This window comes from Thermostilla marina, from assembly GCF_054657455.1.
Map to the genome: position 1 here is coordinate 1060246 of NZ_BAAHYR010000001.1, position 15927 is coordinate 1076172.

Below are 15927 nucleotides of genomic sequence, written 5' to 3' on the forward strand. Positions count from 1 at the left end.
GATGGTTCGATGTTTGCATCCGTTGATCGAGAGTCTGTGATTCGCCGAACTGCGATAGGGTTTGTGATCGTCGTCGGGCTGGTGATGTGCCGGTGGAGCGGGTCGACGATGCCCGTTGCGTCGGCGCATCCCCACCATGAACAGCCGACGAAGCGAAGCCTTTACTATCTTGTGGGTGTGGGACCGGGCGACCCGGACTTGATTACGCTGCGGGCATTACGGGTGATCGAGCAGGCCGATGTCGTGTATGTTTCGCCCGGAGTGAAGGAGCGATTCGCACGCGAACTCGAAGGCAAGAAGGTGATCGAAGGGTTTTGGCGTCTGTTTCCGTACTACGGCCAAGAACGCGACGAGGTGCCCCTCGAAGAAAGGGATGCCTTCGATGCCATTTCGGCAAAACGCGACGCCTTCATCAAGCAGGTCCGCGAAACGACCGCTGCCGGAAAAGTCGTAGCCGTCCTCGACAGCGGGGATCCGCTGATCTACGGTCCGTGGGCCTGGTCGCTGCGGGAATTTGCCGACCTGCACCCGGTCGTGATTCCGGGTGTGAGTTGCTTCAATGCCGCAAACGCAGCCTTGGCTTGCTCTATCCAAGACGGAACGGAAACCAAGTCGATTATTCTGACTGCCGACGATTGGCCCGGAAAGAAAGACACCATCGACAAGCTCGCGAAGCTGAACACGACGATGGTTCTGTTTACCATGCGGGCCGATTTCGATGCGTTTATCGACAAGTTGTTGAAAAGTCGGTCTCCCGAAACACCCGTCGCCATTGTCGAATATGCCGGGTTCGCCGACCGGGAAGCGGTGATTACCGGCACGTTGGGCACCATCCGGCAGAAAGTGTCGGCGGATGAACTCCCGTTTGAGTACCTGATCTACGTGGGCGATTTCCTTCGTTTGCGTGCACCGTCGTCCGGCGAAAAGACTTCGGCTGCACGATAACCCTGCTCGGCCTCGCCGGGGGTGGTACGCCGGAGTTCAGGGCGAGGAAGATACACTGGAATTCCCCGAAGCCATGGATTATCGTGGCAGGCAATATGCCGGGGGGGATGTGTATCTCGGCCTCGCCCTATCTGCTTTCCCGCCTTTTCCGGAACGAGGTGCCCGATGCAACGTCGCTTGCTCGCCTGCTTTTGTGTCGTAACGGTGTGGTGGTCGGCTGCGGCCGTCGGAACTGCCGCTTCCTACGTGTGGCTCGAGGGAGAAAAGCCCGCCGAGGCGCAGGGCGAGCCGACCCTGTCGGGCTGGGGGAATGCCGATTTTCTTTCCCAAGGCGCATGGCTCTCGTACAGCATTCCCGACAAGGAAATCGAGGCGAAAGTCCCTGAATCGGGGTTGGCGATTCGGTATCCGTTCGAGCTCGATGAGGCCGGAAAGTACGAGGTTTGGCTTCGTATCGGCTTCGAATTCGTACGGTCCGACTTCGAATGGCAAATCGACGGCGGCGAGCGGCATACGGTAACGCCCGACGATTTGACGACCGACCTCATGGAAATCGCCACCTGGTGCGAGGTCGCCTGGTTGCACGCGGGCGATGTCGAACTCGTCCCGGGAAGGCATGTTCTGGAGATCCGGCTTCCCCGCCGAAAAGACGACGAAGGCAAGTGGAAACGCATTCTCTTTGCCTTCGATGCTGCGTGTTTGAGTCGCGAGCCGTTTCATCCGAACGGGAAATATCGGCCCGATCAAGACTGGAGGACCGATCGCGACCGCGCGGCGGCGGAACACGTCTTTCGGTTGCCTCCGCCGAAAGGCGCTGCGGAACGTGTCGAATTGCCGCTTGCCGGCGATTGGGAAATCTGTCGCGACGACGAACAGTATCCCAAGGATGTCGACAAACCGATTCCCCGTCTGCCCGAGACAACCTATTTTACGGCGATTCAGGTTCCCGGCGACAAGAACACGCTGCGCCCCGATTTGGTATTCGCGCATCGGCTTTGGTATCGCACGCGCGTCGAGGTTCCCACGGAATACAGCGGTCGTTCGTTCTTTTTGGTCTTTCCGCAGAACAACCTGAACACGACCGTGTACGTGAACGGGCGGTTGTGCGGCTTCGACAAGAATCCCTTCGCCCGCGTGCAGATCGACATTACGCCCGCGATCAAGCCGGGAATCAACGAGGTGTGGGTCGGCATTCGCGATGCGTGGTACGGCTATTCGACGAATCCGAACGATCCGATGAAGTTGCGTCGGGTGTTCAACCGGCCGATCAAGTTCTTCAGCGAAGGGTTCCAGGACCTGGCGTATCCGATCTGGAATCATCCGCAGTCGGGGATTCTCATGACGCCTAAGTTGATAGCGGCCGGGCCGGTGTACGCCGAAGACGTTTTCTGCAAGCCCTCGGTGGCGAAAAAATCGCTGGGCTTGGAGGTCACCCTGAAGAATCCCGCGAGCGAATCCGCGTCGGGGACGCTCCTTTGCGAAGTGATCGACGACGACGGCACCGTCGCCAAGCGGTTTGCACCGGTCGAATTCGAGTTGAAGCCCGGCGCCGAGAAGCTGCTCGATTTCACCGAATCGTGGGAAAATCCCAAGCTGTGGTGGCCCGACGATCCGCACTTGTACCGCCTGCGGGCGACCGTGCGGTTGAACGATCGACCGGTCGACGTTTCCGAGACGACGTTCGGCTTCCGCGAATGGTCGTGGCAGGGAAAAGATTTCAAGCTCAACGGGATCGTGTGGCACGGCTGGGCCGACTGTTTTCGGGCCTCGTCGCCGGAAGAATGGATCGCCTTCTACCGACAGACGAACCAGCGGATGATGCGATTCTGGGGTGCGTCGTGGCAAGGTCTTCCGCCGGAAGAAGCGTTGACGTTTTTCGATAAACACGGCGTCGTTGTACGGCGCAGCGGAATACTCGACGGCGAGCGCATCGGGTACAACGCGGTCGAGCACGACCCGGATCTCGTCGCGCTGTACGACAGCCCGATCAAGATGCAGTTGATGAAGAATTGGAAGGATCAACTCTTGGCCCAGATTCGGGGCGAACGGAACCATCCGTCGGTGATGATCTGGTCGATCGAAAACGAGTGGTTGTATATCAACTGCATCAATCTGCACCGCAAGTACATGGATTTGTTCGAAGAGGCCGTGTACGAAGTCGCCGAGGCTGCGATGGCGCTCGACCCGACACGGCCGGTGATGACCGACGGCGGCGGCGCCGGGGCGGCGCAGAAGATGCCCGTGCACGGCGATCATTACGTGTTCAAAGGATACACCGCCTATCCCGATCTGGCTTACGAGGCGAATCCGACCGCCGGAGGTCGCGAACGCTGGGTGTGGGATCAAAAACGTCCACGGTTCATCGGGGAGGATTTCTTCGCCAATGGCATCAATCCGTTCGACTATTCGTATTTCGGCGGTGAGGAAACCTTCCAGGGGAAGGCGCAAAGTCATCGTGCGGCGGGCATCATCTACCGCATGCTGACCGAGGGCTATCGCTGGGCCGGCTACGGGGCGTGGCACTTCTGGATGGGCCAACACGAAGCCGAGGACCAGTACAATTCGAATGCACCGCGGGCGGTGTTCTGTCGCCAGTGGGATTGGACGTTCGGGGCGGGCCAAACCGTCCGCCGTACGTTCCGCATCTTCAACGATACGCGATTCGACGATCCGATTCGGTTCGCTTGCGAACTGACGATCGACGGTAAGACGATCGCCAAAGGCGAACGCGAGTATCGTGTACCGCCCGGGGCGAGCGAAACGGTCGAATTGGCCTTCCGAATGCCGCAAACGAACGCGCGGGTCGAGGGAACACTCGTGTTGCGGTTGACCGTCGGCGGTGAAGAAGTCTTCCGCGACGAGAAGGCCGTTTCGGTGCTTCCTGATGCGGCGAAAGTCCATCCGCAATGGCCTGCTGAATTGAAGAAGGAGGATTTGCTCGTCTACGATCCGCACGGCAGCGTGGCGGCATTCTTGGACGAAGCCGATATCGCGTATACGAAGCTCGATGACCTCGAGGCGTTACCCGAATCCGGTAAGGTGTTGGTCGTCGGCAAGGATGCGATCGACGCGATGTCGACCGATTCGACGCGGTTCCAGGCGTGGGCGTCGACGGGGCGGGCGGTCGTCGTTCTGGAACAACGAGAACCGCTTCGCTACCAAGCCCTCCCCAGCGACATGACGCCGGACGACAACGAAGGGCGAACGGCGTTCATCGAAGATGTATCGCATCCGATCTTCCGCGACCTTGCCCAAAAGGACTTCTTTACGTGGGCGGGCGACCATGTCGTCTATCGCAAGGCGTACACGAAGCCGACCCGCGGCGCAAAGTCGCTCGTCCAGTGCGATCTGCGCCTTGCCCGCACGGCCTTGGCCGAGGTGCCCTGCGGTCGCGGCGTGATGCTGTTGTCGCAATTGGTGATCGGCGAAAAGCTGGACCGATCGGCCGCAGCCCGGCAACTGCTCGTCAACCTGTTGAGTTACGGAGCGAACTATCGGCTGGAATATCATCCCGTTCTCGCCTGCACGCGGGGCATGGACGCGCTGTTGCGCCGCGAACTCGATGCGATCAAGGTCAAGTACGATCCCGTGGATGATCCCGTAGCGGCGCTGGCCGGAAAGGGGCCGCGGATCGCGATCGTGCCGGCCGTGCCGGAGAATTTGCAGGCCTTGGTCGGCGCCGAGGATGCGCTGGTCGACTTCTATGCCGACGGCGGTTACCTGTTCCTGCACGGCCTGACGCCGGAAGGGCTCGACGCCTACAATCGCCTGACCGGTGTGGATCATCTGATCCGGCCGTTTTGGCGCGAGCGGGTGACGATGGCGATGCCGCGACATCCGCTGTGTGCCGGGCTGACGTTGGCCGACGTGGTAATGCGGTCGGGCGAACGGATCTTCGGCTGGACGCGCGACGAATACGTTGCCGACAACGTCTTTTCGTACGTGGTCGATGTCGACGACGTCCTCTCGTTCGCGCGTTTCGCGAACGACTTCGAGCGGAACATGGTCAACGGCATGGTTTCGGCCGATGCCTGGAAATACATCGTGAACGTGCCCGTCCCCGAAGACGGCGGACCGGTCGAGTTCGAAATGGAACTTCCCAAGCCGCGGACGATCGATCGCATGGAGTGGATCGGCAACACGTTCTACTATCCCGTGACCAAGGCGGCGTTGATCTTCGACGGCGACGAGGAACACGCCTTTGTCTTCGAGACCGAACCGAACAACGAGCCCCAAGAGTTCGTCATCGATCCGCCGCGGACGGGCAAACACGTGTTGCTGCGACTGTTGGAATGGGAAATCGTTCCCGAGAAGCACGCCGTGACCGGCCTGGACAACATCAAGCTGTTCGCGAAACGCGACGACGATTTCCGCCGTCGTGTGCACCCCATGCTGAATGTGGGCGGCCTGGTGGAGTACAAGCAGGGGCCCGGCGGTATCGTGTTGTGCAACGTGAAGTTCGAGCAGAGCGAGGCGGTTCCCGAAAACGCCGACAAGAAACGTAAGATCCTGGCCACCTTGCTGCGAAACCTGAAGGCGCCCTTCGCCGAAGGAAAGACCGTCATCGCCGGTGCGCCCATGCGCTACGAGCCGATCGACATCGCGAAACACTGCAACCAGTATCGTGATGCGCAAGGATGGTTCGGCGACAAGCAATACACGTTCGCCGATTTGCCCGTGGGCGATCAACGGTTCGCCGGCGTGCCGTTTCATATCTACGATTTTCCGACCTCGCCGGTGCCCACGTGCATCATGTTGGGCGGCAAGGGCGTGCCCGGCAATCTGCCGGATGCCGTTCGCGGCATCACGATCGCACGCAAGGCCGACGCCGTATTTTTCCTGCACACTGCCCGCATGGACCATCGTCGTAGTCCGCGCGATTTGGCCGAGGACAAACGCTACGTCATGGCGCGGTACGTCGTGCATTATGCCGACGGGCAAACGGCTTCCATCGATCTCGAGGCCGAAATCGACATCGACGACTATCATCCGGAGCAGCTGCAACCTATCCCCGGCGCGCAACTGGCTTGGGTGAAACCGTATCCCGACGGCAAGCGGACGGCGGTCGCCTATTGCAAGCAATGGAACAACCCGCGGCCGGAAGTCGAAATTTCGTCGGTCGACTTCGAATACGGTCCCGATCGACGCGGCGTGCCCGCGTTGCTTGCGATTACCGCCGCAAAAGTCGAGTAGTGCGCAAAGTCGTGCAACACCCCTGTTGCCGTGCGATGTTCACAACAGCGACCAATCGCCGGTCGTCAGTGCGTAGCCTGCAAGGGCCGCGTTGGTGATAGCGTGTGCGATTACGCAATCGCCGAAACTGCCCGTGCGCCGGGCGGTGTACGCGACGATCGAAAACCACACGACCGCCGCGGGCACTTCCGCCGGATGCGAGAATACGGCGTAGGCGAGCATCGCCGAGAATGCTCCGCGCGTGAGCTTGCCGAATGGGACCCGCTGCCACTCGATATCGACGACCAGCCGCATGAAAAAGCCCCGCAAGAACGCTTCTTCGATCAGGGGAACCAGCAAAACCAGGCCCCACAATCGCACGGCCAGGTATCCGTAGATCACTCCGTTGCCGAAAAGTTGTAACTCGACGAACGGATCGTACCCGGGCCGCAGCATGGAGCGTCCGCCCAACCGTGCCGCCGCTTCGCGGGCGAACTCGCCAATGGGCGAAAGGCAAATCCCCAGCCATACGCCCGCGCCCACGAACCCGGTCGCAATGCCCCACGGTGTTATCCGCCACGGCATCTGTCGCAACACGCCGACGAAAGGCAACACCACGCAAGTAACCGCGACCACCTGAAACGCGTACACGATCGGATAGGCCACATTCGGCGGAAGATAGGCGGTAGGGATGAATGCGAGTCCTATTCCCATCGCCAGGTACACGATCAAGGGCGCAGCCAATGCGGCTCGACTGCGCTGTTCGCCGGCATCAGGTACAGGTTGCTCGAGGCGGTCGTCGGTGCGATGCGTCGTCATCGTGCCCCTTTTTGCGTCGTGGTTTCGGCGGTCGTATCGACAAGTGACGTGCTTCGGCAAGCGGATACACGACGCCGACCGGGCATGCTCGCCGACCGGCGTCGCTCGGTGATCATCGCTCAGCAGACGGACCAGTCGGGATCGGGGTGTTGGAGGATTTCCGGCGCTCGCTCGCCCTGAACGGCTCGAACTTCCTCTTGAACCTTGGCGACCGCAGCGGCATCGGTTAAGGCCTCGACGGTCACGCGGAAGGTGCGCGATTCGCCGGGAGCGAGATCGACGACGCGGCCGTGTTCTTTTTCGAACGATTTCGTATTCGGGAAGTTCGTGGCGGGTTCCAGCCCGGTCACGTATCCGTCGACGACCGCCTGTCGATTCTTCCACAGGGTAAAGCACGGCAATTGACGGACGTCGAATCGCACGCAGGCACCCAGGTCGGCCCCGGAATTGTGTAACAGGGCGACGGTCTCGCCGCTTTCGGCAGCCGCCGGCCGGAAATAGAAGACCGCCTCGCGCAGTCCCGGCGATTCCGGTCCGTAGCGGTCCCACTCGGCCGCGTTTTCGACGGCCGTGGCATCGCGCGGGGCCATCTTTTCGATCGGCAACAGCACTTTCGATCCCGGATCCAACAGCGGCGCCCCGATATTGATGTGATACAGCAGTTCCATGTCGGTCGGTTCGGCCGACAGGTTCTCGACGGTATCGATGATCGTGAAGGCGGTCGAGCCGACGCGGGTTTCGATGCGGGTAGAAAGCCGAAGCTTCGTGAAGAACAGCCGCGTCTCATCGACTTCGCCGATTACCGCCATCGTGCCGGTTTCTTCATCGACCTCGGCGACCACCTTGTGGGCGGGGCGGTTGGCGATCTTCCCGTGCAAAGGATACCGCAACGTGCCGTCGGGGTTGAACTCGGGCGCGCCGTTGCTTTCGAGACCGCAGCGAACGACCAGTTCGTCGAATCCGTCGAGCCAACCCACTCCGCTGGGATCCCAGATGGGAACGAACGCCGGGTGAACCGGTCCGCGCGTCGGTGCCTGCCAGCCGAGCCGGAGATCGCCGACGACTGCCTGCCAGACGCCCATCCCGCGGGTGGGAAGAATCGTCAGTTGCATGCGACCGTTGTCGAGACCGACCACCTCGACGCCGTCGCTCAGTCCGCCCCGCAGGCGAGACTTGGCGATTTCCGCCTTTTCGAAGCCGGCCCCCAACTCGCCGCCGTCGAGGCGGGCCGATTCGAGGTACGTTTGCTCTGCCGCATCGATGAACACCCATTTCTTGGTCGCCATGAGCGTCTCCTCCGTTTTGCGGGCTCGAATGCCGAAAAATACGCGGTTTCGGTTGCCGAGAATTCTTCGCGTGCTTGGGTTTTGCAGGTTGTCTGGCTCGCAGTGAAGCGTTTCGGTGCGTCGCCGAGCGTGAACACAATGGTAGACCTGAACGGAGCCGATTGCCAGTACATCGAGAGGCGAACTTTCGCCGACGCCGAAGGGGATCGGGTTATATGTCCGCTTCGTGCCGGTTGCGGTTACGATCGCCCGAATTTCGACGCCGTTTCTTGCGGAAGGCGGTTCCAATCGCTAAAAATGGTCACAGACTTTATTGGCCCTTGCCGGGAACGATGCCCGCACGGCGCCGGCAAGCCGTCCTCTGTACAGGCCGTTCACGTCCCGTTTCGCTGGAAATGTGGAGAAGGAGCACACACCGATGGCCGCATCGAAGATCGTCGAAAAAGATAACGTCGGAAAGATTCTGGATCGGGCCATGGATGCAGGCGGCGGCCTGCTGCGTTTGACGCCCACGTGGGTGCCCCGCAGCTTCTTGCACCCCGGGCGGCGGATCAAGCTCGCTCCCGAAGACCTGTATGCCTTGGGGGGGCACCGCGGCGGTATCGACGAACGGTGGTTCGCCAGCACGACCGAGGCCGCCAACGAGAACCGCAATTGGGACGAAGGGTTGAGCTGGGTGCGTTTCGAGGGAGAACGCTTCCTGCTGCGTGATGCCGTCGAAGAAGGGCAAGGTCGCATCGTCGGTCCCGACATTTGGGAAAAGTACCAGCGGTGGCCCGTCTACTCGAAGTTCTTCGACAATGCCGGCCCCATTCCGCACCACATGCACCAAAGCCAGGAATTCGCCCAGTTGACCGGGCAGGAAGGCAAGCCCGAGGCGTATTACTTCCCGCCCCAACTGAACGCCGCCGAAAACCATTTCGACTACACGTTCATGGGCCTCGAGCCGGGGACGACCAAAGATCAAGTCAAAAAATGCCTGGAAGACTGGAACAAGGGCGACAACGGCATCTTGGACTTGTCGCGGGCGTACCGCCTCAAACCGGGGACGGGATGGCTGATTCCCGCCGGCGTGCTGCACGCTCCCGGCTCGCGCTGCACGTATGAGCCGCAATGGGGTTCCGACGTGTTCGGAATGTTCCAGTCGTTGGTCGAAGGCCGGGTCGTGCCGTGGGATTTGTGCGTCAAGGACGTGCCGAAAGACAAGCACAACGACCTCGACTTCATCGTCAGTCAGCTCGACTGGGAAAAGAACGTCGATCCCTATTTCAAAGAACACAACTACCTTGAACCGATCGTCGACGAAGAGGTTTCGGGCGACGGGTACGTCGACAAGTGGGTCGTCTACGGGCTGGTCGACGGGAAGCAGCTCTTCTCGGCCAAAGAATTGACCGTCATGCCCGGCGCGAAATGCACGCTCAAAGACCCCGGTGCCAGCGGCTGGATCACTGTGCAAGGCTGCGGTCGGATGGGCTCGCTCGCCCTGCAAACGCCGGTCATGATTCGTTTCGGCGAAGAACCCGACGACGAGGTGTTCATCACCTACGAGGCCGCTACGAACGGCGTCGTCATCGAGAACACCGGCTCCGAGCCGCTGGTCGGGTTGCGGTACTTCGGACCGGACGTCCATCCGAAGGTGCCGAACGTCGGCGATTACAAGAAGTAAGCCGAATGATCGAGTCGGGGCGTCCGGCGGACGATCGGTCGGGAACGCCCCGACGGAAGTGACAGCTCCGAGCCGATTCGTGCGCCGCGTGCCGAGCCGATTGCCATGCAGGCGGCGCGTCGTTTTCGGCCGAGTTTTTCGCCCCGGTTCGTGTCGGTTCCCAAACAAAGCGAGGAGTGTCCATGAGCACGGCTCAGCGCAACAACTATCCCAAGTTGCACAACGCAGCATGGCCCGGCGTCGTCGGCAAAGGCGATGGAGGCGAACCCCCGATCGATCTCGATACGATGCTCGACCTGACGGCCGCCGCCGAGGTCGACGGCATCAAGTTCGACGGGTTCGACCTGTTCTTGTATTTGCCGCACATCGACATCGACTCGACCGTCGAGAGTGACGACGCCATCAAGGAATTGGCCGAAAAGGCGCAGAAGCGGAACCTCAAGATCGGTACGGTGGTGGCCCCGATTTGGCCGCCCACCGGCGGCGGATCGGCGATGGGCAGCGAGGAAGAACGGAAGCGGTTCCTCGAACAGGTAAAAAAGGGGTGTCGGGTCGCCAAAGTGTTGCGTGAGTTGGGCGTCCGCCCCGACGGCGTGGTCCGCATCGACTCGGCGTGTTCGGTGAATGACTGGATTGCCGATCCCGATGGCAACCAAAAGAAGATCGCCGAGACGTTCCGGCAGGCCTGCGACATCGCGGCCGATCACGGCGAACGGCTGGCGGCCGAAGGCGAAATCTGCTGGGGCGGCATGCACAGTTGGAAACGCATGCTCCAACTGCTGGAGATGGTCGACCGGCCCGACGTTCTGGGCTTTCAGGCCGATATGGCCCACACCCTGTTGTACCTGATGGGCTACAACGCGCCCGAGGACGCCATCCTGCCGCAAGATTTCGACTGGTCCGACAAGGATGCCTTCTACGCCGCGTACAAGCAGCTGACCGACGCCTTGCGGCCGTGGACGATCGACCTGCACATCGCGCAGAACGACGGCACGGTGCACGGTTCCGGTTCGCACGACAAGACCGGTCGGCACTGTCTGGCGACCGATCCGAACGGCAAACTCGACATTCCCGAGTGTGCCGGGTACTGGTTGCGCGATGCCGACGGCAACGTGACCAAGAAGATGCGGTACATCTGCTGGGACGGCTGTATGTTCCCCAACGCCGTCATGATGAATCCGCAGACCTGGAACGACATTCTCAAGGTCATGATCGAGGTCCGCGATCGCCACGGCTGGTATGAACCGGAAGAAGGGTGATCGGAGAGAGACGGGAAAGATAAACAGGGCGCAGGAAGGCGTCCGACCGACAACACGCATTTTGCATCGCGTAGGAGGGAGACAATGGCCAAAGAATTGCGAATCGGAATGTTGGGTTGCGGCTTCATGGGCCGCGCGCACTCGAACGCCTGGTTGCAGGTGAACCACTTTTTTGAACGGGAGCACAAGCCTGTCTTGAAGGCCTGCTACGCCCGCAGTGAAGACAAGGCCAAGGCCTTCGCCCAACAGTGGGGCTACGAAACGATCGAAACCGATTGGAGGAAGATCGTCGAGAGTCCCGACATCGACGTGGTCGACATCTGCGTGCCCAATCATATGCATCACGATTGCGTGATTGCAGCGGCCGAGGCGGGCAAGATCGTCGTTTGTGAGAAGCCGTTGGCGATGAATGCCCAGGAAGGCGAAGCCATGTTGGCCGCGGTCGAAAAGGCCGGGGTGCCGAACATGGTCACCTTCAATTATCGCCGCGTGCCCGCCATTGCGTTGGTGCGGCAGGTGATCGACGAGGGCCGTATCGGTCGGGTGTTCCACTATCGGGCCACCTACAACCAAGACTACACGATTTCGGCCGATGTGCCGCAGGGCGGTCGGGCGCTGTGGCGATTGGACAGCCGCGTGGCCGGCTCGGGCGTGACCGGCGACTTGCTGGCCCACTCGATCGATACCGCCGAATGGCTCAACGGCCCCATCAAGAAGGTCGTCGCCTACACCGAAACCTTCGTCAAGGAGCGCAAACACGCCGAGACGGGGAAGGTCGAGAAGGTCGACATCGACGACGCCTGCATGTTCTTGGCCGTCTTCGAAAACGGATCGATCGGCACGTTCGAAAGCACTCGCTATGCTCGCGGACGCAAGAATTACAACACCTTCGAAGTCAACGGCGAACACGGGGCGGTCTTCTTCGACCTGGAAGATCCGCACATCCTCCAGTTCTTCCGGTACTACGACCCGGCAAGCGGTCGGAAAATCGAAGATCACCTCACCGGATGGCAGCGGGTGCACGTGACGAACTTCGAGCATCCGTACATGAAAAACTGGTGGGTGCCCGGATGTACGATCGGCTACGAGCACACCTTTACCAACAGCTTCGCCGATTTCCTCGCCAGTCTCGAAGGCGGTCCGGAATTCCAGCCCGACATCAAGTCGGCACTGCGCACGCAGCGGGTGTGTGACGCCGTGCTCCAGTCGGCCAAGGAAGGACGTTGGATCGAAATCGCCTGACCTGAATTCTGCACCGTCAAACAATCGGCCCGGCAGCCGTCGAGCTGTCGGGCCGATTTCGTGGATCGATGGCTATACGCGACCGGACGATCACGCGTGAATTATTCTTCTTCGACCGCCGCGGTTTTCCGGTACGTGCTGGGCGACATACCCACTTCGCGCTTGAACACGACGCTCATGTGCGAGGCGGTCTTGAAGCCCGCCAACGCGGCGACCTCGGGTAAGGGGTGGCGCGTGCGCGTCAGCAGCTTTTTGACTTGCTCCAGGCGAATCCGCAAAATCTCGTCCTTCGGCGTGCGGTTGAGATACCGGCGGAAACGGCGCTCGAGCGTCGCACGCGACAGGGCGAGGCGATGGACCACATCACCCACGGTGATCCCGTCGCAGGCGTGACGGCGAATGAACGTCAAGGCCTCGGCGAGTTCGGGATCGGCCATGGCGAACACGTCGGTCGATTCGCGGGCGACCACGCCCCGCGGCGGCAGCAGGATTTCACTGCGAGGAGGCTTCTCACCGTGCATCATGCGGTCGAGCAGCGCGGCCGCCTCGTAACCGATGCGCGGCGTGTTCAGGTCGATACTGGACATCGGCGGCGAGGTGAGCGTCGTGATCACCGGATCGTTGTCGACGCCCAAGACGGCGATTTGCTCGGGAATAGAAATATCGACGCTGCGGCAAGCATCGATCAACCGCATCCCGCACATGTCGTTGGCGGCCAACACGGCGATCGGCTTGGGCAGGCTTTGTGCCCATTCGGCCAGTTCCTGTCGTTGGGCCTCCCACAGCGAGCGGCCTTGGCATTCGGCCGAGAACCAATGGCAGGGGATGCCGTGACGGCGGGTTTCTTGGGCGAAGGCCCGGCGGCGACGATCGACCCAGGCGCCTTCTTCGATCGTGCAAAAGGCGACTCGTTGGAATCGACGTTCGAGGAAGTGCTCCACGGCCATCCGGGCCAGGGCCTCTTCATCGACATAGACCAGCGGCAGCCCGTGGCCTTCGACTCGCGTGTTCGTATCGACCGCCGGCACCCCGCGAGAAACGATGGCGTCGATGACGTCCTCGTAATAACTGCGAATGATGATGCCGTCACCCGTCCAACGACGGAGCCAATCGGGCTCGCGCTCGCCCAGCGAGCGTTCTTCCATGTAGAGCGACCAGCGGCCGTGCGCCACGGCGTAAGAACCGATTCCCTCGAGCAAACCGCGACCAAAGATCTTCGAGGTTTCGACCAAAAGCAGGATGTGTTTCGTGTGCGGCATAGGGGACCCGAAACTCCGGAATTAGCAGATTGATGAAAAACCTGTATGCAAAAAACTGATATGTCGATCCCGCAGCCTATCCCCAAACACCACGTCGATATATTGAGTTTACCTTCCAAAAATCGCATTTGGAACCCAATTCTCGGTTTTTGAAACACTTGTTCGGCCACTATGAGCATGAAAAGTACATTCTTCGAGAAAAAGTGAAATCAAGACTTTGTGGCAAAATCTGCGGCAATCATGAAATCTGCTTTGAGAAAAATCGGAATGTTGCGGTGGTTGGTCGATCCGCAATGCATTCGGGACACATTTTGTGACGTCGGCGACACTCGGAAGGGTGTCTCTGATGCAATGGTGAACGAAGTTTGTCCGCGGTGCTGCAAATTGTGGTTGCAGCGTGTTCGTTGCTGGCAATTCCGAAGGCTACGGGATAGCATCAGCCCTTTGACTGGTGCCCGGATCGGACATCGGGTGAGGCGGGGGAGGGGTGAGACGTCGCACGGATGCCGTGTGCAGTCGTCGAATGGAAGAGGAGAGTTGTATCGCGCCCGTTTCACTACGGAGGTTTCCGATGAGAATGTCTGCGTTGCGACTTGCATGTTGTACGGCGGTGTGCCTCTTGGGGAGCATCGCCGCGGCGGCGGAGAAACGTCCGAACATCCTGTATATCATGGCCGACGACCATACCACGCAGGCGATCGGTGCGTACGGCAGCCGGTTGGCCAAGCTGAACCCGACGCCGGTCATCGATACCCTTGCGAAAGAGGGGATGCTCTTCGAACATTGCTATGTAACGAATTCAATTTGCGTTCCCTCGCGTGCGTGCGTCATTACGGGACAGTACAACCACGTGAACGGTTGCTTCACGTTGCGCGAACACCTGCCGCCGGAACGCCATTACTTGGCGATCGAGATGCGCAAGGCGGGGTACACCACCGCCATAATCGGGAAGTGGCACTTGGGCGAAGAACCGAACTTCGACTACTACAAGGTGCTGCCCGGGCAGGGACGCTATTTCGATCCGCAGTTTCGCGACAAGAACGCTCCGGGCGAATGGCCCAAGAACATGGTCGAAATGAAGGGCCATTCCAGCGACTGCATTGCCGACAGTGCCTTGGAGTGGCTCAAGAATCGGCCGAAGGACAAACCGTTCTTCCTGATGCTGCATTTCAAGGCGCCGCACGATTTCTTCCAATATGCGCCGCGTTACGAAAGCTACCTGGCCGACGTCGAGATTCCCGAACCCGAAACGTTGTGGCATCAGCCGAATTTCGGCTCGATCGCGACGCGAGGGTACAACGATGAGCTGGTTCGCTTCATCGGAACGTCGATCGGCCGACGCCACGTCTTCCGCAACTACACGCAAAAATGGGCGAATGATCCCTCACTGACCGACGACGAGGCGAAGCACCAGGCTTATCAGGCGTATCTCAAGGCCTACCTGCGCTGCGTCAAGGGTGTCGACGACAACCTGAAGCGGGTGTTCGGATACCTGAAAGAACAGGGCGTCTTCGACAATACGGTCATCCTCTACACCGGCGACCAAGGCATGATGCTCGGCGAGCACGACTACCAAGACAAACGCTGGATGTACGAAGAGAGCGAGCGGATGCCGCTGTTGGTTCGCTGGCCCGGCCATATCCCTGCCGGTTCGCGGACCGATGCGATCGTCGAAAACGTCGATTTTGCTCCGACCATGCTCGATTTCGCCGGTGTGCCGACGCCCGAGTACATGCAAGGGCGCAGTTTCAAATCGATCCTGCTGACCGGAAAAGAACCGGAAGATTGGAAAAAGGCGGCATACTATCGCTATTGGATGCACCTGGCGCACCATTGGAATCCCAGTCACCTCGGCATTCGTACGAAGCGCTACAAGCTCATCTACTACTACGGATGCGATATGAACGGTGAAAACCGGACGCCGCCGGGATGGGAGTTGTACGACCATCTGAAGGATCCCTTCGAAACGACGAACGTGTACGACGATCCGGCGTACGGTGATGTCGTCAAGCTGTTGAAGGCGCAACTCGCCGAGTTGAAACGCAAGGTGGGCGACAACGAAGAAGGAATGCCCGCGGTCAAGAAAATCGTCGAAGAGTTCTGGGACTACGACGAGGCCGACCGCCAAAAGGCGATCGAGATTTCGCATCAGTATGCGGCCGAACAGCAGGCCAAGTACGAAGCGATGCAGAAACGTCAGCAGTAGTCGTTCGCCCTTCGGCGAGGGGGAATGAGTGAAGAGAAATCGAGGCGGTCGTCGTCGGACGGCCGCCTCGTTT

At 60.2% G+C, this 15927-nt stretch carries 9 protein-coding genes; 6 read left to right on the forward strand and 3 right to left on the reverse strand.

The features are described 5' to 3' along the window. Nucleotides 1-108 precede the first annotated feature (108 nt). Nucleotides 109-945, forward strand: a complete 837-nt coding sequence (locus ACYQ2I_RS03780) for an SAM-dependent methyltransferase (protein ID WP_460165660.1) — start codon at nucleotides 109-111, stop codon at nucleotides 943-945. 165 nt (nucleotides 946-1110) lie between these two features. Next, nucleotides 1111-6138, forward strand: a complete 5028-nt coding sequence (locus ACYQ2I_RS03785; RefSeq protein ID WP_460165661.1) for a glycoside hydrolase family 2 TIM barrel-domain containing protein — start codon at nucleotides 1111-1113, stop codon at nucleotides 6136-6138. Nucleotides 6139-6177: 39 nt separating this feature from the next. Here ACYQ2I_RS03785 and ACYQ2I_RS03790 read toward each other — a convergent pair whose 3' ends face one another. Together ACYQ2I_RS03790 and ACYQ2I_RS03795 are read right to left on the reverse strand one after the other, a co-directional pair. Next, nucleotides 6178-6936 carry a CPBP family glutamic-type intramembrane protease gene (locus tag ACYQ2I_RS03790; RefSeq protein WP_460165662.1) on the reverse strand — a complete coding sequence of 253 codons (759 nt, stop codon included), beginning with the start codon at nucleotides 6934-6936 and terminating at the stop codon, nucleotides 6178-6180. Between the two features lie 119 nt (nucleotides 6937-7055). Beyond that, a complete protein-coding gene (locus tag ACYQ2I_RS03795; protein WP_460165663.1) occupies nucleotides 7056-8222 on the reverse strand; it encodes an aldose 1-epimerase family protein in 1167 nt (388 codons plus the stop codon). Nucleotides 8223-8640: 418 nt separating this feature from the next. Here ACYQ2I_RS03795 and ACYQ2I_RS03800 point away from each other — a divergent pair, with 418 nt between their 5' ends. From ACYQ2I_RS03800 to ACYQ2I_RS03810, 3 genes are all read left to right on the forward strand, one after another. Continuing rightward, the gene (locus ACYQ2I_RS03800) at nucleotides 8641-9888 is read left to right on the forward strand and encodes a hypothetical protein (protein WP_460165664.1); all 1248 of its coding nucleotides are present in this window, start codon (nucleotides 8641-8643) and stop codon (nucleotides 9886-9888) included. 182 nt (nucleotides 9889-10070) lie between these two features. Continuing rightward, on the forward strand, nucleotides 10071-11147 hold the full coding sequence (locus ACYQ2I_RS03805; protein WP_460165665.1) for a sugar phosphate isomerase/epimerase family protein: 1077 nt from the start codon (nucleotides 10071-10073) through the stop codon (nucleotides 11145-11147). 84 nt (nucleotides 11148-11231) lie between these two features. Then, complete coding sequence (locus tag ACYQ2I_RS03810; RefSeq protein ID WP_460165666.1) at nucleotides 11232-12389, forward strand: Gfo/Idh/MocA family protein; 1158 nt, start codon at nucleotides 11232-11234, stop codon at nucleotides 12387-12389. A 101-nt stretch (nucleotides 12390-12490) separates the two neighbouring features. On the opposite strand, the gene ACYQ2I_RS03815 is transcribed toward ACYQ2I_RS03810, so the two are convergent. Continuing rightward, the gene (locus ACYQ2I_RS03815) at nucleotides 12491-13648 is read right to left on the reverse strand and encodes a XylR family transcriptional regulator (protein WP_460165667.1); all 1158 of its coding nucleotides are present in this window, start codon (nucleotides 13646-13648) and stop codon (nucleotides 12491-12493) included. Between the two features lie 577 nt (nucleotides 13649-14225). On the opposite strand from ACYQ2I_RS03815, the gene ACYQ2I_RS03820 reads away from it, so the two are divergent. Next, nucleotides 14226-15854, forward strand: coding sequence for a sulfatase family protein (locus ACYQ2I_RS03820; RefSeq protein ID WP_460168396.1), 1629 nt, complete (start codon nucleotides 14226-14228; stop codon nucleotides 15852-15854). The last annotated feature ends 73 nt before the right edge of the window (nucleotides 15855-15927 follow it).

Excerpts from the sequence above, each read along its gene's own strand:
- ACYQ2I_RS03780 (WP_460165660.1), top strand. The coding sequence starts at position 109 with ATGCCCGTTGCGTCGGCGCATCCCCACCATGAACAGCCGACGAAGCGA.
- ACYQ2I_RS03785 (WP_460165661.1), top strand. The coding sequence starts at position 1,111 with ATGCAACGTCGCTTGCTCGCCTGCTTTTGTGTCGTAACGGTGTGGTGG.
- ACYQ2I_RS03790 (WP_460165662.1), bottom strand. The coding sequence starts at position 6,936 with ATGACGACGCATCGCACCGACGACCGCCTCGAGCAACCTGTACCTGAT.
- ACYQ2I_RS03795 (WP_460165663.1), bottom strand. The coding sequence starts at position 8,222 with ATGGCGACCAAGAAATGGGTGTTCATCGATGCGGCAGAGCAAACGTAC.
- ACYQ2I_RS03800 (WP_460165664.1), top strand. The coding sequence starts at position 8,641 with ATGGCCGCATCGAAGATCGTCGAAAAAGATAACGTCGGAAAGATTCTG.
- ACYQ2I_RS03805 (WP_460165665.1), top strand. The coding sequence starts at position 10,071 with ATGAGCACGGCTCAGCGCAACAACTATCCCAAGTTGCACAACGCAGCA.
- ACYQ2I_RS03810 (WP_460165666.1), top strand. The coding sequence starts at position 11,232 with ATGGCCAAAGAATTGCGAATCGGAATGTTGGGTTGCGGCTTCATGGGC.
- ACYQ2I_RS03815 (WP_460165667.1), bottom strand. The coding sequence starts at position 13,648 with ATGCCGCACACGAAACACATCCTGCTTTTGGTCGAAACCTCGAAGATC.
- ACYQ2I_RS03820 (WP_460168396.1), top strand. The coding sequence starts at position 14,226 with ATGTCTGCGTTGCGACTTGCATGTTGTACGGCGGTGTGCCTCTTGGGG.